This window comes from Psychrobacter sp. UBA3480, from assembly GCF_002377945.1.
Classification (GTDB): domain Bacteria; phylum Pseudomonadota; class Gammaproteobacteria; order Pseudomonadales; family Moraxellaceae; genus Psychrobacter.
In genome coordinates this window covers 56,881-76,683 of sequence record NZ_DFQV01000002.1, presented here as the reverse complement: position 1 = coordinate 76,683, position 19,803 = coordinate 56,881, and the positions used below count along the sequence as shown (strand labels likewise).

General features: G+C 39.9%; 25 protein-coding genes. 14 read left to right on the top strand and 11 right to left on the bottom strand.

Annotation, left to right across the window (positions count from 1 at the left end; all coding sequences use genetic code 11):
• Positions 1-64 precede the first annotated feature (64 nt).
• The 6 genes from B2863_RS00880 to B2863_RS00855 form a co-directional block, all read right to left on the bottom strand.
• Positions 65-643, bottom strand: coding sequence for a hypothetical protein (locus tag B2863_RS00880; protein WP_296206845.1), 579 nt, complete (start codon positions 641-643; stop codon positions 65-67).
• Between the two features lie 52 nt (positions 644-695).
• On the bottom strand, positions 696-1,109 hold the full coding sequence (locus B2863_RS00875) for a hypothetical protein (RefSeq protein ID WP_296206843.1): 414 nt from the start codon (positions 1,107-1,109) through the stop codon (positions 696-698).
• Between the two features lie 238 nt (positions 1,110-1,347).
• Positions 1,348-2,574 (bottom strand): YdaU family protein, encoded by a 1,227-nt coding sequence (locus tag B2863_RS00870; RefSeq protein WP_296206841.1) that lies wholly within the window; start codon positions 2,572-2,574, stop codon positions 1,348-1,350.
• Positions 2,575-2,585: 11 nt separating this feature from the next.
• Entirely contained in the window at positions 2,586-3,254 is a 669-nt protein-coding gene (locus tag B2863_RS00865; RefSeq protein ID WP_296206840.1) for a phage antirepressor KilAC domain-containing protein, read from the bottom strand.
• A 58-nt stretch (positions 3,255-3,312) separates the two neighbouring features.
• Positions 3,313-3,795 (bottom strand): phage regulatory CII family protein, encoded by a 483-nt coding sequence (locus tag B2863_RS00860; RefSeq protein ID WP_296206839.1) that lies wholly within the window; start codon positions 3,793-3,795, stop codon positions 3,313-3,315.
• Between the two features lie 65 nt (positions 3,796-3,860).
• Positions 3,861-4,103, bottom strand: coding sequence for a hypothetical protein (locus tag B2863_RS00855; RefSeq protein WP_296206838.1), 243 nt, complete (start codon positions 4,101-4,103; stop codon positions 3,861-3,863).
• Between the two features lie 153 nt (positions 4,104-4,256).
• Between B2863_RS00855 and B2863_RS00850 the strand changes: the two genes are divergently transcribed.
• The 7 genes from B2863_RS00850 to B2863_RS00825 all read left to right on the top strand — a co-directional run bounded on the left by B2863_RS00850 (position 4,257) and on the right by B2863_RS00825 (position 9,303).
• Positions 4,257-4,937, top strand: a complete 681-nt coding sequence (locus B2863_RS00850) for a S24 family peptidase (RefSeq protein ID WP_296206837.1) — start codon at positions 4,257-4,259, stop codon at positions 4,935-4,937.
• 122 nt (positions 4,938-5,059) lie between these two features.
• Positions 5,060-5,578, top strand: coding sequence for a hypothetical protein (locus tag B2863_RS00845; RefSeq protein ID WP_296206836.1), 519 nt, complete (start codon positions 5,060-5,062; stop codon positions 5,576-5,578).
• A gap of 27 nt (positions 5,579-5,605) precedes the next feature.
• Positions 5,606-5,899, top strand: a complete 294-nt coding sequence (locus tag B2863_RS00840; protein WP_296206835.1) for an excalibur calcium-binding domain-containing protein — start codon at positions 5,606-5,608, stop codon at positions 5,897-5,899.
• Entirely contained in the window at positions 5,872-6,255 is a 384-nt protein-coding gene (locus B2863_RS00835; protein ID WP_296206834.1) for a hypothetical protein, read from the top strand. The genes B2863_RS00840 and B2863_RS00835 overlap by 28 nt, the downstream gene beginning before the upstream one ends.
• Positions 6,256-6,327: 72 nt before the next feature.
• Positions 6,328-7,290: an ABC-three component system protein gene (locus tag B2863_RS00830; protein ID WP_296206833.1), complete on the top strand. Its 963-nt coding sequence runs from the start codon at positions 6,328-6,330 to the stop codon at positions 7,288-7,290.
• Positions 7,268-7,516, top strand: a complete 249-nt coding sequence (locus tag B2863_RS14625; protein ID WP_349678894.1) for an ABC-three component system middle component 8 — start codon at positions 7,268-7,270, stop codon at positions 7,514-7,516. The genes B2863_RS00830 and B2863_RS14625 overlap by 23 nt, the downstream gene beginning before the upstream one ends.
• On the top strand, positions 7,513-9,303 hold the full coding sequence (locus tag B2863_RS00825) for a DUF2326 domain-containing protein (RefSeq protein ID WP_296206832.1): 1,791 nt from the start codon (positions 7,513-7,515) through the stop codon (positions 9,301-9,303). The genes B2863_RS14625 and B2863_RS00825 overlap by 4 nt, the downstream gene beginning before the upstream one ends.
• 48 nt (positions 9,304-9,351) lie before the next feature.
• Here the strand turns inward: B2863_RS00825 and B2863_RS00820 are convergent, their stop codons facing one another.
• Positions 9,352-9,633, bottom strand: a complete 282-nt coding sequence (locus tag B2863_RS00820; protein WP_296206831.1) for a hypothetical protein — start codon at positions 9,631-9,633, stop codon at positions 9,352-9,354.
• 16 nt (positions 9,634-9,649) lie between these two features.
• Positions 9,650-9,826 carry a hypothetical protein gene (locus B2863_RS00815; RefSeq protein WP_296207057.1) on the bottom strand — a complete coding sequence of 59 codons (177 nt, stop codon included), beginning with the start codon at positions 9,824-9,826 and terminating at the stop codon, positions 9,650-9,652.
• 335 nt (positions 9,827-10,161) lie between these two features.
• Between B2863_RS00815 and B2863_RS00810 the strand changes: the two genes are divergently transcribed.
• The 6 genes from B2863_RS00810 to B2863_RS00785 are packed head-to-tail and all read left to right on the top strand — an operon-like array spanning position 10,162 to position 12,607.
• Entirely contained in the window at positions 10,162-10,440 is a 279-nt protein-coding gene (locus B2863_RS00810; protein WP_296206830.1) for a hypothetical protein, read from the top strand.
• Positions 10,437-11,105 carry a hypothetical protein gene (locus tag B2863_RS00805; RefSeq protein ID WP_296206829.1) on the top strand — a complete coding sequence of 223 codons (669 nt, stop codon included), beginning with the start codon at positions 10,437-10,439 and terminating at the stop codon, positions 11,103-11,105. Before B2863_RS00810 ends, B2863_RS00805 begins: the two co-directional genes overlap by 4 nt.
• Positions 11,102-11,320 carry a hypothetical protein gene (locus B2863_RS00800; protein ID WP_296206828.1) on the top strand — a complete coding sequence of 73 codons (219 nt, stop codon included), beginning with the start codon at positions 11,102-11,104 and terminating at the stop codon, positions 11,318-11,320. Before B2863_RS00805 ends, B2863_RS00800 begins: the two co-directional genes overlap by 4 nt.
• Positions 11,320-12,282, top strand: a complete 963-nt coding sequence (locus B2863_RS00795) for an ATP-binding protein (protein ID WP_296206827.1) — start codon at positions 11,320-11,322, stop codon at positions 12,280-12,282. Before B2863_RS00800 ends, B2863_RS00795 begins: the two co-directional genes overlap by 1 nt.
• Positions 12,279-12,401, top strand: coding sequence for a hypothetical protein (locus tag B2863_RS00790; protein WP_296206826.1), 123 nt, complete (start codon positions 12,279-12,281; stop codon positions 12,399-12,401). The genes B2863_RS00795 and B2863_RS00790 overlap by 4 nt, the downstream gene beginning before the upstream one ends.
• Positions 12,398-12,607: a hypothetical protein gene (locus B2863_RS00785; RefSeq protein ID WP_296206825.1), complete on the top strand. Its 210-nt coding sequence runs from the start codon at positions 12,398-12,400 to the stop codon at positions 12,605-12,607. Before B2863_RS00790 ends, B2863_RS00785 begins: the two co-directional genes overlap by 4 nt.
• Positions 12,608-13,037: 430 nt before the next feature.
• Here the strand turns inward: B2863_RS00785 and B2863_RS00780 are convergent, their stop codons facing one another.
• The 3 genes from B2863_RS00780 to B2863_RS00770 all read right to left on the bottom strand — a co-directional run bounded on the left by B2863_RS00780 (position 13,038) and on the right by B2863_RS00770 (position 18,513).
• Complete coding sequence (locus tag B2863_RS00780; protein ID WP_101205849.1) at positions 13,038-14,720, bottom strand: NAD-dependent malic enzyme; 1,683 nt, start codon at positions 14,718-14,720, stop codon at positions 13,038-13,040.
• A 281-nt stretch (positions 14,721-15,001) separates the two neighbouring features.
• Positions 15,002-16,810, bottom strand: coding sequence for a D-lactate dehydrogenase (gene dld, locus B2863_RS00775; protein WP_296206824.1), 1,809 nt, complete (start codon positions 16,808-16,810; stop codon positions 15,002-15,004).
• The gene (locus B2863_RS00770; RefSeq protein ID WP_296206823.1) at positions 16,807-18,513 is read right to left on the bottom strand and encodes an L-lactate permease; all 1,707 of its coding nucleotides are present in this window, start codon (positions 18,511-18,513) and stop codon (positions 16,807-16,809) included. Before B2863_RS00770 ends, dld begins: the two co-directional genes overlap by 4 nt.
• Positions 18,514-18,779: 266 nt before the next feature.
• Here B2863_RS00770 and B2863_RS00765 point away from each other — a divergent pair, with 266 nt between their 5' ends.
• Positions 18,780-19,685, top strand: coding sequence for a LysR family transcriptional regulator (locus B2863_RS00765; RefSeq protein WP_296206822.1), 906 nt, complete (start codon positions 18,780-18,782; stop codon positions 19,683-19,685).
• Positions 19,686-19,803: the final 118 nt, after the last annotated feature.

Genomic DNA, 19,803 nt, shown 5'->3' with positions numbered 1-19,803 from the left:
ATGCAATATATAGTCATGACTATGTTGTAATCGATAATTATACACGACATTTAGTGTCGCGCTATTAACTATTCTCAAAATTTAGATTTTTACGGTAACGAGCAATTGAACAATCAATCTTGTTAACCATACTAACCAAGTCATCTATCATGTGACGTTGATAAGTCAACCATATGTTCGTATAGGTGCTACTATTAACTTCTATACTGCTGAATTTTAATCGCCCTTTAACTGTATAAATATCCCAAAGTTCGTATAACTCGAAATATAACACCATTCGCGCCATTAGTTGGGCTAGCTCAGACAAAGTATGTTTACATGCCCTTGGACCTTTCCGGCCGTCTCCATTACAACGTTGTATCATATTTTCTGCTAAATGACAGGTCACTGTATCAAAGTGACGTGACCAATCCCAATTAGTATCAGTGCTCCATATTAAAATACTTGCAAGAGATCTGGCTGGCTCATTATCAATCATAGCGATAGCTGCTGCCTTATCTTCCCAGTTCACTTCAGGAGGCAACCCACCAACGCCAACATCAAACTTAACTGTCTTGACGCCCATACCTTGCTGCAGCCACTCCATATCATGAATTGCTAGGCGATCACTCGTTGCAAATCTACTAGCTAGTAAGTTGCTCATTTGGAATCCTCAATAAACATTTATAAACATCGATATACTTTTTCATACTGCGTTATCTGCCATACACAATCATGGCTGCATCCCTTGCGTGCCCATTCGTTCTACCTGCCCAACCTGTAATGCGTTTAAAATCCTTTGCAGACTTTTTGAGCCCCTTACCTCTTGGCTTAACGAATACCACCTCATAATCATGCTCTTTACACCAATCTTCCCAAATCTTTGCATCGCGCTTGACGCTTCCTGCGCCTTGGCGCTTAGCTTCAGACTGTTTGGTCTTACCGTGGAAGCCAACCCATAACCTTGCATCCTCAATGTAGAGCTTGGTGTGCTGGTATGGATAAGCAGTTAATATCTTTCTCATGGCTTGCGTGATGGTCATTGACTCCACAGATTGCAGCTTTCCGTCTTGCCAAACAGCTATGCCAGTATTAATGCCTGTGTCGATTCCAATTTTCGCTATACTCATAACCCCTGAAACTCCTTAAACTTGCCTTTGACCAATCTATACCCTGCTGGATTGCACCTATCACATTCCAAATAACCCAGTTCAACCAATTCCTGTAACGTCCTCTGATGCGTTCTAACCGTTCCTTTTAATGTTTTTGATAGCTCTGTACGCCCAACCCACTTTGGATGACTGTTAGCTATGTGACGTAATGCACTAAGCCTTGTTTCAAAGTTATCTCCCATGGACATGCGTTTGCTCATACCGCCACCTGCATATGGTTTAACAACCTGTCATATACCTCATTCTGCATTTCACCAGGCATGTGCTCCTGTTCTATATACTCATAAGTTTCAGCAACGCTCATACCGGGCAATGGCTCTTTCCAAAGTCCATTAACCATGACCGATATTTCTGGATCACGTTTGACTGATGTAACAGGTTGACTGTGGCTAGGATGGTAGACATGTGGTAGATCGCTATCGCCAGCTATAGGAGCCTTACCAATGGCTGAGTAATCTACAGTAGGTGTTTGACTGTCTGGAGCTGACTTTGCTGCATTAGACTTAGATCGTTGCTGATGAATATATTCACGCTTAATCCAGTCAACGAACATATCTAGACAACGACCCTCAGTGACAACAGGATTCCCTTTTTCCTTCTCCTCAATACGGAAGTTTCTAAACTTCTTGAGGTGGCTGTCGAAATCTACTTGATTCATTGGAGGCATTGCTGGTGCCTCAGCGGATACTATAGGCTGTATCTCAGTAAGCATTGGTTGCCAAAACTCAACATCAAATTTTTCCTTCACGGCTGCGCTGTTGTTGTTGAGAGTATTTAATTGGTTACTGGTTTCTAGTTCATGGTTACTAGTTATAGCGTCGTTTTTTGCGTTACTAGCGTTACATGGCTCGTTACTGTGCGTTACAGATTTCGTTACATCGGTTGTAACGTTACTTGTTACATCGTCAATATGTGTTGCATATAGATGTTTTAAGTCAGCAGCTTTAATACCTTTCTCAACCGACACGCCTATATTAGTAAGGCTTTCAATCATCAACTTACGCTCTTGACGAGACTTACGAGTGCGTTCTGCACTGGTCATTGGTGTGTCATCAGCGTTACATGTAACGTTACAAGCATCGTTACTTGGCGTTACACCTTGCGTTACATCGTTCGTTACAGCGTTACGCTTGCCGTTACTGTCGGCGTTACGGTTTTGGTATTTATAGTTTTTGATTTCTCTATCAATACGATGGTGGTGGTGACGCTTACCACGTTTGACAAAGAATTCATCAAGCACGTATTCAAGCATTGTGCGATATTCAGGCGTGGTACATAGCAGACGACGTGCCAATCTATCCATGTCTGAGGTATCGATAGCTTGTTCGCTGTGATAGTACATATCTATCAAGTCACGATAGATAGCACGCTCAGGTAATGATAGGTGACGTGCTGAGTTATTGAAGTCAGCAGGATTAAACATATAGAAATGCATTAGGCCACCCCTTCACTTACTAGACGCTCGATAATCCATGCTTCACCGCGCTTGGTAAATAGTGCTTGCGAGTAGCCTTGATCAGTCTGCTTAACTTCACCCAAGCCTTTATCGATAAACCATTGCTGAAATACACGCGAACGCTTCACAGCTCTGTTATAGACACCAAGCTCATCAAGTATCTTATTCATAGCAACAGCTGATAGACGCACCTTTTGAGCGACTTGGGTAGCATTAAGCAGGCCTTTACGCTCAACCACGTTGTCATAGTGCAGAACTTTTGGCGCATTCTGCTCAATCTGTAACGCTTGGTTAGCGGCTAGCTGTAGAGCTTCAGCGAAACTTTGAGGGATCACTGGCCCATTTGCTTTCGCCTCTAGCTCTCTCCATCTATCTATAAGCGCACCGGTAAACTCAGGTGATAACTGTGCTACGACTACAAGACTATCGCGCTCACCTTGATCACCTGTAAAAACATAAACCTGTGTTGTACGAGGACGGCCCATAGTATCCTGAGTGTGTTCATCCTCAATTTGAGGTTGGACAATGACGCCAGTTTTGACAACTGATTCAATAGTGCGCTTCACGTTATCGTGACGCTTATTAACCAGGTCGGCTATTTGCTGGCTAGTCATTTTTTTATCAGCGTTTTGCCTTAAGATATTCATAATGCTATACTCCAATTACAGGTTCAGCTTTATTGAAGCCCTAATCAGTTGCAGCTGATTAGGGTTTTTTATTGCCTTGATTATTTTGCAAGTGTGGATTGTCTTTAGCATGCTTACGCTTAACGTGGTTCTTGAGCGACTGTAGTGAAGACATCGCTTTCTGTATTTTCGGCAGTAGGCTGTCAAGCTCATTACAGCTTATGCGTCCATCTTCCAGCGCTTTATGCATTTCTGTCATGACATCGCCTTGGCAAGCAGATGCTGACAATGCCGTCATGATCAATTCATCCTTTGTCGCTTCCCCATTCACTTCGCAGTAAACCCCACCTAATCGGCTGGCCATCGCTTGGATGATTGAATGATCACCAGTGAATTCCATGATCGTAATAGCTTCATCTAGTCTCAGATGGTGAGTATCGCAATTAGGATTAACCTTGCTGTTCAGTACATTGCTAGACATACCCATGCGTGCGGCAATTGCGGTTGAACCACCATGCTGAGTGTTGTGCACTGTTTTGTGTGCTGCATCTATTACGTCCATCGTGTTACACCTGTCTATAAAAACGTTTTGTTGAGCCCTATATTTTTGTATCTTTTGATATAGGGTTAGGCTGGTTCTGGTTGAGCATGGGTTAATTTCCCTAAATCAAAATCTACCCAGTCTTGGTTTTCAATAACTACGAACAGATGAAGTTTTTTAATCGCTTCAACGTCGCTCCATCTTGGGTTTTTAGTTTTACCGGTAGAAAGGCGAGACACTTTTGATTGATATATTTTTGCCTTATCAGCAATCAATTCTTGCGTCATACCTGCTTCGATAAGTTCAGATATTTGATGTGAAGCTTGCATTAGAGACGTACTCCTTTAATGGACTCTCACCTGTATTATAATGCAAATATGCATAATATCAACCCACTTATGGATAGGCTATTACATAAATATGCGTTTTTGCATAAAATATATTTAATTAGCAGTTGCTAAATTTGAGTGGGAGGGCTTCAGGTGTCTTTATTAGCGAAGAATATTCAATATTTATTAGATAAAAATAATATCAATGCTTATCAGTTGCAGGAAAAATCAAATATCGCTCAATCAACAACATTCAGGATTATCAATGGTGATACTAAAAGTCCAAGCAGCACTACGGTACTAAAGTACGCCAAGTATTTTGATATTGATGAAGCGGATCTAAGATTTAAGGATTTATCAGATAACATTAAAAAATTACAAGGCGATGGCGATAACTTCAAAGTAATAAAAAAAGAAACGGTGAGGTATGTCCCTCTACTGAACTTCGTTCAAGCTGGTGAATTTTGTGAATACCATGACGATGCAATTTCAGATGAATTTCTACCAATTTTTGGTGAAGGGTATGGCAAAAATGTATATTGGATAGTTTTAGAAGGTGACAGTATGGAACCTGACTTCAAGTCTGGTGAGCTAGTACTGATTGATCCAGACATCCAGCCGAATCCTGCTGATTATGTAATCGCACTACGTAAAGGTGAAAAAAAAGTAACTTTCAAAAAGTGGCGTCCTCGTGGTTTTGATGAAAAAACTGGTGAGGAGTATTCACAGCTGATACCTTCTAATGAGAATTATCCAATTATAGATAGTCGCTTTGTACCTTTTACTATTTGCGGCGTCGCAGTGGAACGTAAGCAGATACTGAGATCAGTATGAAACCCTATGAGTATTATTGGATATGCCATTTCTTAAGGCTGGCCAAGCCAGTCGACACCCTGCCATTTGGATGGTGCGTATATCGTGAAGTAATAGACTTTGAATAACACAAGGATGTGATTATGAATAAAGTTTTGTTAGCAGTCTTATTGGCTTTACCAGTGGTATCTAGCGCCGTTGAATGGATAGACTTAGGTAAGTCTGGCGATAAACAAATGCAAACATTCTTAGATTATGACTCAGTTAAGAGACAGAATATTAGGGTATATGGAGACAGTAGCTTTAGTAGCACTAAAGATAAGCCTAAGTATATTTCTGCCATTTTTCAATATACGTATATAAATAACAATCCAGTTCGTAAAAAGGGATTGTATTATTCAAAGCAGCAATGGTTTATTTCATGTGACGATCAAACATATTATGTCAATGCGCTTGTAGATTATGGCTTTAAAGATGAAGTTATTAACAGTCAACAATTCAAAAAAACAATGTTGTCTGAGTCAGATTTTTCTTATGCTTTCCCTGAAACTGTTGGTGGCTATAATATTGAAAACGCTTGTGCCTCTATAGCTATCAAGGAGGTTGAACTTCTTGATAGCTACGAAGAATTTATGGAGTCACTAATGTTGAATAGTAATTAAAATAATTTCTAGAAAAAGACTTCGCCTATGAAAAAATTAATACTAGCAGCAGCATTCTCTATGCTCGCTTTATTGTCCAATGCCGGTGTTACTACGATAGACAACCCATTTCAAGGCAATATGGTTTTAAAGGAACCTGTCAAAGTAGATCACCCACTGTTTGCCAAAGGTACTGGTGGAGCACAATGCAAAGGATTGCCTAGTACCTGCGGCCAAATGGCGAACTGTGAGCAAGCTAAGCAGGCATTAAAGTGTGGTTATAAACGACTAGATCGCGACAAGGACGGTGTACCATGCGAATCAATATGTCCAGGTGGTTAATTAGCATAGCGGTCTTATCGTTAGCTGCATGCTCTCCTGCTCAAGACGATAGTCATAAGTTTGTTTCTGGCGATGTTGCCGTGCATGAAATATTTTGGGGTGCTGATCATAATACGCCTTACCCGTTTACGACATCAGGCGAGATATCTTGTGTCTATTATCCAGAATTTGGGACTGAGGTATATTTTGAACCTGCAGGCCATAGTAAAGACTCATCTATTGGTACGCCGCTTAATAAGGCCGCTGCTAAATCTCTGGAGAAAGACGGCTTGATGCCAAACGTGCCTTATAGCATTAAGAAGGGAGCTGACTTGAGTGAGGCTGTAGAGGTTGGTTTGAAGGCGTGTTTTAAATGAATAATTAAAACTAACGTTCATATATATTCAATAACAAAGAGTTTGTTTTCGACATCACAAAGAGGCGATATAATGTATCAATATTTTGATTTGGATGATAGTAGGTTTGAAAATCTAGCTATCGCTATCTGCAAGGAAATACTTGGTAATGGCGTACAAGGATTTTCTAAAGGAGCTGATGGTGGCAAAGATGGTGAGTTCCATGGGAAAGCTAATTTGCATCCAAGTCAATCGAATCCTTGGCAAGGTATAACTATAATACAAGCAAAGCATACTACAGGGGTTAATAAGCATTTTACCGACTCTGACTTTCATGGAAATAATAGCTGCATCCTTGCAAAGGAAGTCGAAAAAATAAAAGAAATGGTAGATAAAAGTCAGATAAACCACTATATCTTATTTGCAAACAGAAGCTTGACAGGCGGGGCAAAGCCTATAATTCAGAAATATATATCTGACAATACAGGCTTAGCTATTGATGATATCACTGTGTTAGGCAATGATGATTTAGATTATTACTTAGCTCGCTATCAATATATTGTTGACATGAGCAATGTTAATTTACAACCATTGAACCACGCACCAGCGTTAGACTTAAACAATTTAGCTGAAGTTATTGGTCACTTTTCTAACGTTTTTAATGATAAAGATTACCATAAAGAGTTTCTACCTGTTGTTAGAACTAGTTACCAAGAAAAAAATATATTAAACAATCTTCGTGATGATACAGCTAGGCAGCTTGAGCGTAATTACATGAAATATGTTTATCAAATTAAAGATTTTCTGAATGATCCACAAAATAAACGATTACAAGACTGCTACCAAGAATCTATAGAAGAGTTTCAGCTTCAGTACATTATACCTAAACAACGTGAATTGGATTATTTTGATGATATATTTAACGAACTGGTAAAATATTTAAGAGAAAAAGACTATGTCTTAAGAAAAAACCTAAGATTAACTAGAATTATAGTTTTTTATATGTATTGGAATTGTGATATAGGAAAATCAAATGATGATAATCCGACCAACTAAGCATAGCCATCCTGATAAAACAGTAATATATGCTAGCTTTCTAATGCTCAAGGAATTAAAAAAGAAACGACTTGTACCCTATAGTAAACTATTAACTTTAGTTAAAGATAATATTACAAGTGGTGAGTATTTATTTGCTCCTGCTTTAAACTTCTTATTCTTATTAGGTTTAGTCGAATACCAACCTAAGACAGACATGTTAGAATTTATTGAGAATAGGCCATGAAGCTTTCTAAAATTTATAGCAATCAAGATAAAAAATTTAAGCCTATTTTTTTTAATATGGGTCTTAACTTTATCTATGGCGATGTTAGATACCCAGAGAATAGAAAATTAGACTCTCATAACTTGGGCAAGACTACTCTAGCGAGACTTTTGGACTTTATGTTATTAGCTAAAAGGAACAATAAGAGTTTCTTGTTTGCAAACTATGATATATTTGAAAGTTTTGTTTTTTTTCTAGAGGTTCGTCTAAGTGAAAATAATTATCTTACTATAAGAAGAAGCATTTCAGATAGCTCCAAAATTAGTTTTTTCACTCATCAAGAAGCAAACCGAAACTATATTAGTAAGCCTGATAGAGAGTGGAATCATTTTGACCTACCTTTTGATAGAGCAAAAGCTTATCTTGATAGTAAATTAAATTTAACTGCCATTAAAGATTGGCCGTATCGCAAACTCATTAGTTATCTTATTCGCACACAAGACGATTTTAGACAAGTATTCCAACTAAGTAGCCAGCAACGCGGTAAAGATGCTGATTGGAAGCCTTACATGGCGGATTTACTAGGTTTTAATGGTGAACTTGCCAGACAAAGATATCAAGTATCTAAACAGTGTGATGATATTAAAAGAGAAATCAAAGAACACCAAGACTTTGATGAAAAAAATGCTAGCGAAGCACTAAGCAAAACTGATGGTAGGTTATTATTACGCAATCAAGAGCTAATGGAACTCGAACAATTCATAAACGGTTTTAATTTCAATGAGATAGATAAGCAGACTATTGAACAGCTTGTTGCTGATATAGATGAGCAAATTATTCATTTAAACATGAAAGAATACTCTCTTAAAAATAGCATCTATCATATTCAGCAGTCTTTTTCCGAAGATAACATTAAATTTGACCCAAAAGAGGTTAGACAGCTTTTCGATGAAGTAAGTGTGTTATTTTCAGAGCAGGTAAATAAAGACTTTGAGCAACTCATTACTTTCAACAGAGCGATCACAAAGGAAAGAAACTCTTATCTAACCCAAGAGTTAATTGAAAATCAGCAAGAGTTAGCGAGTACTCAAGAAGAATTGAAGGCGCTTAATGAAGAAAGAGCCAAGCAGCTTCAATTCTTGCAAGAAAATGAGTTAATAGGTAAATTTAAAGAAAGTAACAATAGAATCGCTAAAGTCCAAGCTCATATTATTAATTTAACACATCAAAAGCAGAAGATAGAGAAAATCTTAGAATTGCAGAAACAACAGCGGACATTAAGACTATTACTAGATGATATTGAAGACAAAATGCAAAATAATGTTGCTGAAGTCAACAACTCTAAAGATAATACTTTTTCTAAAATCCGCCTATATTTCAATGAGATAATCAGTAAAGTGCTTAATAAACGTGGTGAAATCAATGTTTACTTGAACAAAGAAGGAAATTTTGAATTTCAAGCCGAATATCAAGATAATTCCGGTGTAAATACTAGCGAGAGTAAAGGTAATACATATCAAAGGCTTCTATGTATAGCTTTTGACCTAGCAGTAACACGAGCATACTTTGGACGAAACTTTCCCACTTTTATATATATTGATGGCGTATTTGACAGCTTAGATAACCGTAAAAAGGACTTATTACTTGAAGTTTTAAGGGAGTATAGTGATATTGGCATCCAAATTATTGCTACTACAATTAATTCTCAGGTGCAAGAGCTTACTGCCCCTCTGACCGAAGACGAAATTGTATTAGTCTTGCATGACGATGGCCAAACTGGACGTTTATTTAATATGCAAACTTGGTAATAATTTTTTTGTCGCTAATAACCCGCCATTGAGCGGGTTCTTCGTTATTCAGTACAACTCTCTTCTGATCCAATTCGGTAAGTATCCTGTCCAATAGTCTAATACCCAAGTCGCTATCCATACTATGGCTGCAGCAGTCAACGCGCCCAATGAAAGATACATAAGACCATTCGATAAGTAATTAATCATGAATGCAAAAGAGCTGCCCTCGGTAGGTGATAGCAGATTTTTATTGATAAAAGTAAATGCAAGCGAAAGCAACATTAAAGGTACTGCATAAATAGCACCACGAACACCATATAGCATGGCCCAACATATTTTTTCTAGCATAATATCTAAGTTCCTCTTAGCTACTACAAACTTTCTTAGACTGGCTAATCTTGCCATTCTTACAAACAAACTTACCGTCTTTGCAATGCGATACACCACCCATGCTCTTAGAACAAGGATAGTTTTGAGCATTCGCCTGCATTACTGGCGCCATCATTAATATAGATACGAAAAACGCTGATAATAGCTTCATAACAATAGCCTTAATAGGTAACGACGTAAGTTTAAAATGTATCACCACCCTATTTTATTAGCAACGATTATCTTACTTATGTTCACTTCTATAGAGAATTAATTCAATTATGATTCTGTAGCCCGCCTTGAGCGGGTTTTTTTATAACTATTTAAATTAGAGTATTCATATTTGCATAATTTATACTATCCACTATTGCAATATACTATGCATTAATGCATAATTAATTTATCAGCTAATCACAAGTTAGCGGTAACACCAATTTTTAGACGATAAAAAGCCCCTTCTCGACTGGACATCTAAAGGGGCTTTACTCAACAAGGAGTGAAAAGATTATGGCACAACATTTCGCACTACTCAACCAAATAAAGTCAGGCGGTGCGCATATCGCTGCAGGCCTAGCAGCAGGTATGTCGCTTGTAATAGTCGGCAACATCACTGGCTGCAATAGCTATTTGCTCAGCCAAGCCGAACAAGACGTTGCGACATCAACGCTTGAGCCGCGCATGAGCTCAATCGATAGCCCTGAGCTAATAGAGTTCAGAAAGCAGAACGCTTACGCCAATCAAAAACTCGCTGAAATGCGCTTATACGCTGCTGGAGGCAACCAATGAACTTACACATCAAACTAAACCTGAACTCAGTACGCAAGTTTCCTGATGGTACGTTTGGCGCTCAAGTGATCACATCGGATGCTGATGACAACCAAGCATTCTATGCCTGCAAAGTTAAGCGCACTGCTCCATTTGAGATAGAGCTTGATCGCAGCAATGTTCATGAATTCATCGCTGGCCGCTGGCAGACTGCTACCGTCAATGATGCATTGGCCAAAAAGCTGACAGGTTCAATGCGTAGCTTTGTATCGTCATATGCTCACCTATTCACTAAAGACGTCTCTGAAGGCAGAGACGGCAAACAGTTTGGTATGTGGACTGATGCAGTTGTCGCTATTGCTGATAGCGGTGGCAAACACAAATTGAAAGTAGACGACAAAATCTTTGAATCCAAAGATGCTATCTCTCTTTTAGGTAACGGTCAGAGTATCGTTGAATATCGCTTAATTGGAGACCCACTACGTATCCTGAGTCTTAATTTAGCTGACGAACCATACATAGCCAAGCGTCTACAAAAACAGTTTGATGTTGCTAAGAAAAAATACATGGCTGGTAGAAACAGCAGACCAATCGGCGGTATGTCCTGGGCAGCAAATCAAAATGATCGTAAAGCATTTGGCAGGTCTCGTTACAACCACCGCGAACTGGGGCGGAGCCGAGCATGAAAACTCTCAGACACAGAACAGCGATGGCGATACTCGCAAAACTTGGCACTCAGTCACTTGTACCAATCAAGGCAAGCGACCTTCAAATCAAACCAGTGCCAACTTACAACCTTGGCCAAAAATCTATCATCTTTTTTGATCCTACTGATGCAGAGCTTGACGCGATTTATAGTGGGAAGCTATCAGGCAGTAGCACGTTAGGAGGAAACAAATAATGTCACTTAATATTGTTAAATCAACTGATCCGCTGACCATAAACAATATCATCATGCTCATTTATGGTGATCCTGGTATATGGAAAACGTCGTTAGCATTCACCGCAAAACGCCCTATTCTCTTTGATTTTGACAAAGGTGGTCATAGGGCGCCTAATCGCAAAGATTTGGTACCTGTCAATGAGTGGTATGAGGTTGCTAACTTATCACCGCACGATCTAAAGGATTACGACACTATCATTATTGATACTGCTGGCCGCGCTTTGGATGTAATAACTGATAGCTTAAAGAATGATAAAAACAATACAAGAAGGGACGGACAGTTATCGCAACAAGGCTACGGTAAGTTAGGCAGTATTTTCACAGACTGGCTCAAAACACTGCGTTGTATGGGTAAAGATATCGTACTACTCGCTCATACAGCCGAAGATAAAGATGGTGACGACATCATTAAGCGCCCTGATATGGTGGGCGGTAGCAAACGAGAGGCTTATAAGATTGCGGATATGATGGCTTACATGACTAAAGAACATAGTCGAGGCGGTACCGTCAGAGTGCTCAACTTTGTTTCTCAACCATCATTCTTGGCTAAAGACAGTGGTGGCATGGGCAACGTAGTCGTGGCACCAGTAACAGATAACCCAAATCAATTAGCTAACATCATCCAGGCTACCAAAGACCATATCAATAATTTTTCAGAACAACAAACTAAGGCTTACCAAGACCTTAGTGATCTGCGCAGCGAACTCATGAGTGCTGGAGACGCAGACAGTTTCAATAAACTAATTACTACTTTGAACAAAAACCATATGCTCTATACCCAAATGAGACAAGACATATGGAGCACGGCAAAATCTATAGTATCAGTTGAGTTCGATGAAGCGAATAAGTGTTTTGTTGACATTGATGATGTTTGCGAGCCGATAGATGAGCCGGCTAACCAATCTGAGGTGTCAGCATGACAGCACGTACAGAAGAAGAGATGACTGCCCTAGCCGCGGAGCTGCTAGAAGTTGATTTAGGATTGCTAAGCGTATGTGAGACTTGCGGCCGTGAGTTGGATAAGGAGAGTGACAAATGAGTGAAGTAACGGGAATTTATTATACGACCAAAGATATAGAAAATATCTTTATGTGGTCAAACATGACACTGCATCGAAAACGCAATGATGGATCTTTTCCTGAACCCGATATTGCAGGACGGCCAAATAAGTGGCTAAAATCGAAAATTAATGATATGTTTGGCATTGGTTCGAATCCAAAAACAGGAGTCGAACCATCTGATTAAAAGCAGACACTTTATTTAATAAAGGTATCTATCAAGGTATTAGCCATTGATAAAATAAATAAAACTATAAAAATCATTGGCTTAAATTATCAATTTGGAATCTGGTGGGCGCACCATCAAATAATATTATAAGTAATCAAAAAACCCTTGTAAGACTTGTGCTACAAGGGTTTTTTATGTTTAAAGGTTAATAGGCAAGGTTAGTAAGGAATAATAAAATCATATCTTGGCTACTTTTGACGGTATCGACCAATACCGCCAAATGAGATACCGTCTAAATCATGGACTTACACATAACTAAAACAAGCTAAGCGACCATACAGATCTTATAGTTTTATATAACTACATAGATAAAAAAATCACCCTAACTTTTCAAGTTAAGGTGATTTTTTATGGTGTTTGCAATATTGATAATAGCTAACTATCTAACCTAGAAAGAAGTACGGCGATAGTTACGATATTCAGGTAACCAGAAGTTCGCTTTTAATCGGCGTTGTAAATTCTCCGATGTGATAGGTAGTGCTAGCTTATCTTGAGCCGCTTGTAATGCCACTGCATACGCTATTTTTTCACTGATCTCTCTGATAACTTTGATCGGCGGTAGGATGGCACCAGGTGCTTTTTCGTATTCCATGGATATATCTGCAAGGGCTTGGCTTGCTGCCGTTAGCATATTATCGCTGATACCTGTCGCACGTGCTGCTAAAACACCCAGGCCAATACCAGGGAAAATATAGCTGTTATTACACTGAGAAACCTCAAAAGACTGACCGTTATAAGTGGTATGAGGAAACGGACTACCCGTCGCAACAATTGCCTTACCTTTACTCCAATTCATGACTTCTTGCGGCGTTGCTTCCACACGAGACGTTGGATTTGAAAGTGGTAGTACAATTGGGTGCTCAGTATTAGCACATAGCGATTCGATCACTTCTTGGGTGAACAGACCTTTTTGTCCGCTAACACCAAATAATACGGTGATTTTTGCTTGTTTAACCACTTGCGCTAAGCCGAGTTTCTTACTTTTATCCCAGCTGGCAATAGCTGATTCCTTTTGTACTAATGGTTCTTGGAATTTTTGCAGTTCTGTCATGCCATCTGTTAGCAGGCCATAACGATCAACCATGAATACTTGACTACGAGCTTGCTCTTCAGTCAATCCTTCACGCTGCATTTGGCGAATAATATGCTCAGCAATACCGCAACCTGCAGATCCTGCGCCTAAAAATGCGATATTCTGTTGGCTAAGTTTTTGACCTTTATTTAGACACGCTGCAATCAGAGTACCAACCGATACCGCAGCAGTCCCTTGAATATCATCATTAAAGCAGCATAGCTGATCACGATATTTATTCAATAATGGTGTCGCGTTTTCCTGAGCAAAATCTTCAAATTGCAATAACACTTCTGGCCAACGGCGCTTAACGGCTTGAATAAATAAGTCCACAAATTCATTATATTCATCGCCAGAGATGCGCGGATTTCTCCAGCCCATATACATAGGATCATCAAGCAACTGTTGGTTATTGGTGCCGACATCCAGCAAAATAGGTAGACAGTAGGCTGGGCTAATACCACCACAAGCCGTGTATAAAGACAACTTACCGATTGGAATGCCCATACCGCCAATACCCTGATCCCCTAGGCCCAAGATACGTTCACCGTCAGTAACAACGATCACTTTGACGTTTTGTTTGGTGGCATTTTGTAGCATGTCGTCAATTTTGTGACGCTCAGGATATGAGATAAACAAACCCCGTTTACGACGATAGATTTGCGAGAATTTTTCACACGCCTGACCAACGGTTGGGGTATAAATGAGCGGCATCACTTCCTCGATATGCTGCTCAATGAGATGATGAAATAAGGTTTCATTGGTATCTTGGATGTTACGCAAGTAAATATGCTTATCCATCGCGTCAGTGAATGAGCTAAGTTGATGATAAGCACGTAATGATTGCTCCTCAATCGTTTCAATATTGTGAGGTAATAGCCCCGTTAAATTAAAGCTACTACGTTCTTCTGATGAAAAAGCACTACCTTTATTCAATAAAGGTGTCTCTAAAAGAGCGGGTCCAGCAACAGGAATATATAAAGGACGCTTGTTTGACATAATGTAATCTTCTTATTAAAGGCATATGAGTGAAAGCTATGCTAGTGCTGCATTATACATAGCATCGACTGGTATTTAACAATAGATAACAAAATCATTTTGAATAAATGTGCTTCTGAACTCGAGGCTGCTGATACATTTACCGAGAAATAATAAAAAAGCACTACCAATCGGCAGTGCTTCTGAGGATGTATTGAACAATCTATAATGGACAAATACTGAACTATTCAGCAACTTAGCTACTGATAAACAATCAGGCCAATGCCACTTTTAAAGTTCAGTTATAAACAACACGAGCAATTGCGTTTGGTTTTCGACATTTTACCAATACCCGGATTAAAGGTATTGGTTGGGTCTAGGCTTTTATAGAAATTTTGCAAATCAGGTTCTGCTTCGTATAGATGCCCTACATTATGCTCAGCAGGATATTTGGCTCCGCGTGCGCTCAGTAGCTCTAGCATCATTTTTTTAACAAGATGTGCATCACTACCCTTCTTCAAAATATAGTCTTGATGAAATACATAACAAAAGAAGTGTCCATAATAGAGTTTCTTTTCCAAATGCTGTTCAATGTCTTCAGGTAACGTTTCGAGCCATTCTAACTCGTTACGTGGTATAGCAATATCCAATGCCAATATATCGCCGACGTCTTTTTCATGTATGACTTCATATCTTAGTGCGGCACCTGCAGCGGCAAAGCGATGTAAAAAGGCGCTTTCTGACTCTTCTTGACTACATTCAAAATAGTTACCCGTATTTGAAGCGTCGAAAAACACCTTTAGAAAATCCTGTGCTTCTGCTATGCCAGCATCACTCATTTTTAAGATAAGATGATGCTCATATTGGTCGCGGTACTCTAGCATTCGCTTCGGTAAATGCTTTGGAAATATATTAGCGATGAACTGCATGACTTTGTCAGTGAAATGCTTTGGCATCCATGGCCATTTATGGAACTTTGCGTCCATAGCCCCTTTGATAGAAAACAATCTAGGTAAGGCGTTGGTACCGAGATGCTTAATACTCAGGAACGTGTCCTTTCCGTACTTAGCGGATACATCGAATATATCACGATGCATATACTCACCCACTTCAGGAATATTATCGAAGCTTGATAATATTTGTCTTCTGAGCTGTGCAAGCTCACTCACACTATTGGTACCTATATAAAATGTTTTCTCTTTTACAGCCGTTGGATAGGTATCAAGACGTACTGCAAACACGGCAAGCTTGCCAGCGCAGCCACTGGCTTCATACAGTCTTCGCTTATCCGCATTAAAACGACTTGGCGTACTTGCATCAACATCTTTTACTCTGGCGATATATTCTTTGTCAGATGCCATCTTACCAGTGTCAGGTAATGCTCTTTTATCGAAATTACCTGTTTGCAGATTAGTGAGTATTTCTTCTGGAGTGTCGCCTAACTCTACATCTAGGTGATTAACCAGCACTAGCTGACCGTGCTTGTCTATTTGGGCAAACAAAGCAAGTTCGGTATAAGCAGGACCTCTTTTAACCAGTGCCCCACCTGAATTGTTAGAAACACCGCCAATAATTGACGCACCCAACGTCGATGAACCGATGACCGAATGAGGCGCTCTATTTACGGCTTTAAGCTGACTTTGCAATTGGTGCAACGTGGCGCCAGGTAAGCTAATCACTTGCTCGTTATCATTCACCAAATACAACTGATTCATTGCAAGGGTATTGATCACAACCACTGGTCTATCGTAATCATTACCGCTCGGGGTTGAGCCTTCCGTCAGCCCTGTTTTTGCTGCTTGCATGATAATAATGCAGTCGCCTTCCACACATATTTCTAGACTACGCCAAATCTCCAGCAACGTTTGCGGAAACAAAACAGCCAAAGCGCTGCCGCCACCAGAGCGCCACCCCATTCTATAGTGTTCGTTTTTCTCTGGATCAGCCTGTACATTACTGGCTCCCAGTAAATGGGTTAGCTTGTCTAATACTTGCTCAGGACGGAGTATGTCTTGGTCTTGATGCGCTATATTCGATGAGAAAAGGTTTGATGAAGCTCTATTTAATGACGGCATATGACGCTCTTTATTTGGTGATTGTGTGTCACTCATGGTGCTAAAGGACCTTGAAAACCGAAAATGTAAATGGTAGCCATAACGATTATTCCGCAGAACAATACATAGTATAAAGTAGGTAAAATCGTGCGCCTGAGGGTAGCGCCTTCCATACCAAGCAAACCTACAGTTGCTGAGGCAGCCACCACATTATGTATCGCAATCATATTACCAGCTGCTGCACCAACGGCTTGTGCTGCTATGATTATAGAAGGTGAAATACGCAAGCTAATTGCAGCTTCATACTGAAATTGGCTAAACATCATATTAGAGACAGTATTAGAACCTGCGATGAAGGCCCCAAGTGCTCCAATCGTTGCACTGATTAAGGGGAAAACATTACCAAAAGCACCTGCAAATAATTCTGCACTCGCAACTGGCATACTTGCCACATCTGATAGATTGACGCCTGAATTGATAAAAATCCTGACCATTGGGATCGTAAATATAAGAACAAAACCAGCACTCAATACCGTCTTGCTTGACTCTTTGAACGCACTATTTAGTGCACTACCTGGCTTTTTGGTTTGGAAAAAAGCGGCAACCAAGGCGCTGATTAATAACAAGCCGCCTGGTAAGTATAAAGGACTAAAACTGGCACTGATATCTGCCTCACTTAAAATCGAGGTTAGGTCTACTGTCGCGCTGTTCAGCAAAGACTGAAAGCCTGTTAATACTCTAGAACACACCAATAAAAGGGCAACCAATAAATAAGGGAACCATGCCATGACCGTGGACATCTTTTTATCACTCAACGCAGGAGTGATGTCTTCCTTACTAACTACTAATTTACCAAGCCATTCACTTGGCCAGTTTTTTTGCGGCTCAAAATCCCATGTAGTTTTTGGCACTAAAAATCCACGTTTTGCCGCATTAACAACGATGGCGACACTAACCAAACCACCGACCAGTGACGGAAACTCTGGTCCTAAAAAGATACCAGTCAAAGTATAAGGAAGCGTAAATGCCAAACCTGCAAAAATAGCAAATGGCCAAATCGCAAAACCTTCATTCCAGCTTTTGTTTTTACCAAAAAATCGAGTCAGCATCATTACCATAAAGAGTGGCATAAACGTACCAATGACCCCGTGCATAATGGCGACTTGGCTGGTAATTAGTTGTAAAAAATCGCCCCACTCTAGTCCTTGTTGTGCCAATTGGGTGCTAATGGCTACTGTATCTAATCCCTTGTTTACTCCAATAACGATAGGCGTACCGACTGCACCAAATGACACAGGCGTACTTTGTATCATCATTCCCATTAACACGGCACCTAGCGCTGGAAATCCTATCGCGACGAGTAAAGGCGCGGCAATAGCGGCCGCTGTACCAAAGCCAGCCGCTCCCTCAAGAAAGCAGCCAAAGCACCAAGCAATAATAATGGCTTGCACCCGCCTATCTGGCGATACATTGGTAAACCCAGCACGGATAACGGCAATGGCACCCGTATGCTTTAACGTATTCAATAAAAAAATAGCACCAAATACGATCCACAATACTGAGACGGTAATGACCATTCCCTGAATAATAGATGAAGACACGCGATTAAGCGTCATATCCCATACAAAGAGGGCAAGCGCGGCAGTAACCGCCAGAACGATTGGCATGGTTCTTTTGGCTGACCATTGCAAGCCTATCAAAAAAATACCACAGAGAACGATTGGCAGTAATGCCAACAGTCCATATATTGTTTGATTCAAAATCATAGTCCTTTTTTTATCGTGTAATCTTCCTTGAACAACTTCATTTAAGCATTTGTTTTTATAACTTCACGCTGTCGGTCAGACGAAGCCGAAGACAATCTCTGTCAGTGACATGATTAATAGAATGGTTAAATAAACAAATGCTCAAAATTCCCTAAAATATTCTACGCCTTGTCGATACATTGATATATTGCATCAAAGGATAATGTTATTTTCTTTTTTTGCTATAATCCAAAACGTATTACACCAATTGGGGAACAAGTATGGGCAAAGCTGACGATATGGTTTTATTCGTCCAAGTGGTTGATGAAGGATCATTTTCTCGGGTCGCTGAAAAGCTGTCATTAACGAATTCAGTGGTAAGCAAACGTATTGTAAGATTAGAAGAGAGCTTAAATGCACAGCTACTGTATAGGACAACCAGAAAGTTAAGCTTAACCGATGCAGGAAGGACGCTTTATGACAAAGCTAAAATCGCTAAATTTGCCTTTCAGGAAGCTGAAAATGCCGTTACAGGCTATGGTGAGGACATGAAAGGCAACATACGTATAACCATGCCAGCGGTCTCTGCAAATCTAATATTGAGCGAATCCATTGCCGAATTCTGTAAACAACACCCAGAAATATCAGTAGATTTACAGATTACCAATCGATTGGTTGATTTGATAGAAGAAGGGTTTGATCTGGCGATAAGGACAGCAGAGCTTGAAGACTCATCACTCATTGCAAGACGTCTTATAGATAGCCAATGGGTCATATGTGCAACACCAGACTATTTAGAGCGACACGGCACACCTCAAACCCCTGAACAATTACGGAGTCATGAGTGTTTGGTCTATAAGTTTGATCATACGGCGAATGGTATATGGCCGCTATATATAGATGGCACGGAGCAACTGCTTGCTGTACAGGGTCGGTTTCATAGCAATCATCTTAATGCGATTAAACAAGCCACGCTCAGCGACCTAGGTATTGCCTTTTTACCACAAGCACTTGTTTATGAAGAGATGCAGCAAAACACGCTCACTCAGATTTTGCAACGCTTTACACGAAAGAAAATGGGCATGTATGCGGTTTACCCCAAGGCACGGCAGCCGGACCAAAAATTGAAACTGCTTGTAGCGCATTTGCGAGAATCATTACATCAAAAACAGGCTTACTACTGCTAAGTAATAAGCCTGTTTTTCATATGAATAAGCAAAGATGGATGAGAGTGTTTGACGATAATAGTCATATATATCGACTTCGCTTTAATCAAAGCAAAGAATGCCTGAGCACTATTAGCTA

What these genes read in the sequence shown, in the direction of transcription:
- B2863_RS00880 (WP_296206845.1), bottom strand. Translation starts at nt 643, where the DNA reads ATGAGCAACTTACTAGCTAGTAGATTTGCAACGAGTGATCGCCTAGCA.
- B2863_RS00875 (WP_296206843.1), bottom strand. Translation starts at nt 1,109, where the DNA reads ATGAGTATAGCGAAAATTGGAATCGACACAGGCATTAATACTGGCATA.
- B2863_RS00870 (WP_296206841.1), bottom strand. Translation starts at nt 2,574, where the DNA reads ATGTTTAATCCTGCTGACTTCAATAACTCAGCACGTCACCTATCATTA.
- B2863_RS00865 (WP_296206840.1), bottom strand. Translation starts at nt 3,254, where the DNA reads ATGAATATCTTAAGGCAAAACGCTGATAAAAAAATGACTAGCCAGCAA.
- B2863_RS00860 (WP_296206839.1), bottom strand. Translation starts at nt 3,795, where the DNA reads ATGGACGTAATAGATGCAGCACACAAAACAGTGCACAACACTCAGCAT.
- B2863_RS00855 (WP_296206838.1), bottom strand. Translation starts at nt 4,103, where the DNA reads ATGCAAGCTTCACATCAAATATCTGAACTTATCGAAGCAGGTATGACG.
- B2863_RS00845 (WP_296206836.1), top strand. Translation starts at nt 5,060, where the DNA reads ATGAATAAAGTTTTGTTAGCAGTCTTATTGGCTTTACCAGTGGTATCT.
- B2863_RS00840 (WP_296206835.1), top strand. Translation starts at nt 5,606, where the DNA reads ATGAAAAAATTAATACTAGCAGCAGCATTCTCTATGCTCGCTTTATTG.
- B2863_RS00835 (WP_296206834.1), top strand. Translation starts at nt 5,872, where the DNA reads ATGCGAATCAATATGTCCAGGTGGTTAATTAGCATAGCGGTCTTATCG.
- B2863_RS00830 (WP_296206833.1), top strand. Translation starts at nt 6,328, where the DNA reads ATGTATCAATATTTTGATTTGGATGATAGTAGGTTTGAAAATCTAGCT.
- B2863_RS14625 (WP_349678894.1), top strand. Translation starts at nt 7,268, where the DNA reads ATGATGATAATCCGACCAACTAAGCATAGCCATCCTGATAAAACAGTA.
- B2863_RS00825 (WP_296206832.1), top strand. Translation starts at nt 7,513, where the DNA reads ATGAAGCTTTCTAAAATTTATAGCAATCAAGATAAAAAATTTAAGCCT.
- B2863_RS00820 (WP_296206831.1), bottom strand. Translation starts at nt 9,633, where the DNA reads ATGCTAGAAAAAATATGTTGGGCCATGCTATATGGTGTTCGTGGTGCT.
- B2863_RS00815 (WP_296207057.1), bottom strand. Translation starts at nt 9,826, where the DNA reads ATGAAGCTATTATCAGCGTTTTTCGTATCTATATTAATGATGGCGCCA.
- B2863_RS00810 (WP_296206830.1), top strand. Translation starts at nt 10,162, where the DNA reads ATGGCACAACATTTCGCACTACTCAACCAAATAAAGTCAGGCGGTGCG.
- B2863_RS00805 (WP_296206829.1), top strand. Translation starts at nt 10,437, where the DNA reads ATGAACTTACACATCAAACTAAACCTGAACTCAGTACGCAAGTTTCCT.
- B2863_RS00800 (WP_296206828.1), top strand. Translation starts at nt 11,102, where the DNA reads ATGAAAACTCTCAGACACAGAACAGCGATGGCGATACTCGCAAAACTT.
- B2863_RS00795 (WP_296206827.1), top strand. Translation starts at nt 11,320, where the DNA reads ATGTCACTTAATATTGTTAAATCAACTGATCCGCTGACCATAAACAAT.
- B2863_RS00790 (WP_296206826.1), top strand. Translation starts at nt 12,279, where the DNA reads ATGACAGCACGTACAGAAGAAGAGATGACTGCCCTAGCCGCGGAGCTG.
- B2863_RS00785 (WP_296206825.1), top strand. Translation starts at nt 12,398, where the DNA reads ATGAGTGAAGTAACGGGAATTTATTATACGACCAAAGATATAGAAAAT.
- B2863_RS00780 (WP_101205849.1), bottom strand. Translation starts at nt 14,720, where the DNA reads ATGTCAAACAAGCGTCCTTTATATATTCCTGTTGCTGGACCCGCTCTT.
- dld (WP_296206824.1), bottom strand. Translation starts at nt 16,810, where the DNA reads ATGAGTGACACACAATCACCAAATAAAGAGCGTCATATGCCGTCATTA.
- B2863_RS00765 (WP_296206822.1), top strand. Translation starts at nt 18,780, where the DNA reads ATGGGCAAAGCTGACGATATGGTTTTATTCGTCCAAGTGGTTGATGAA.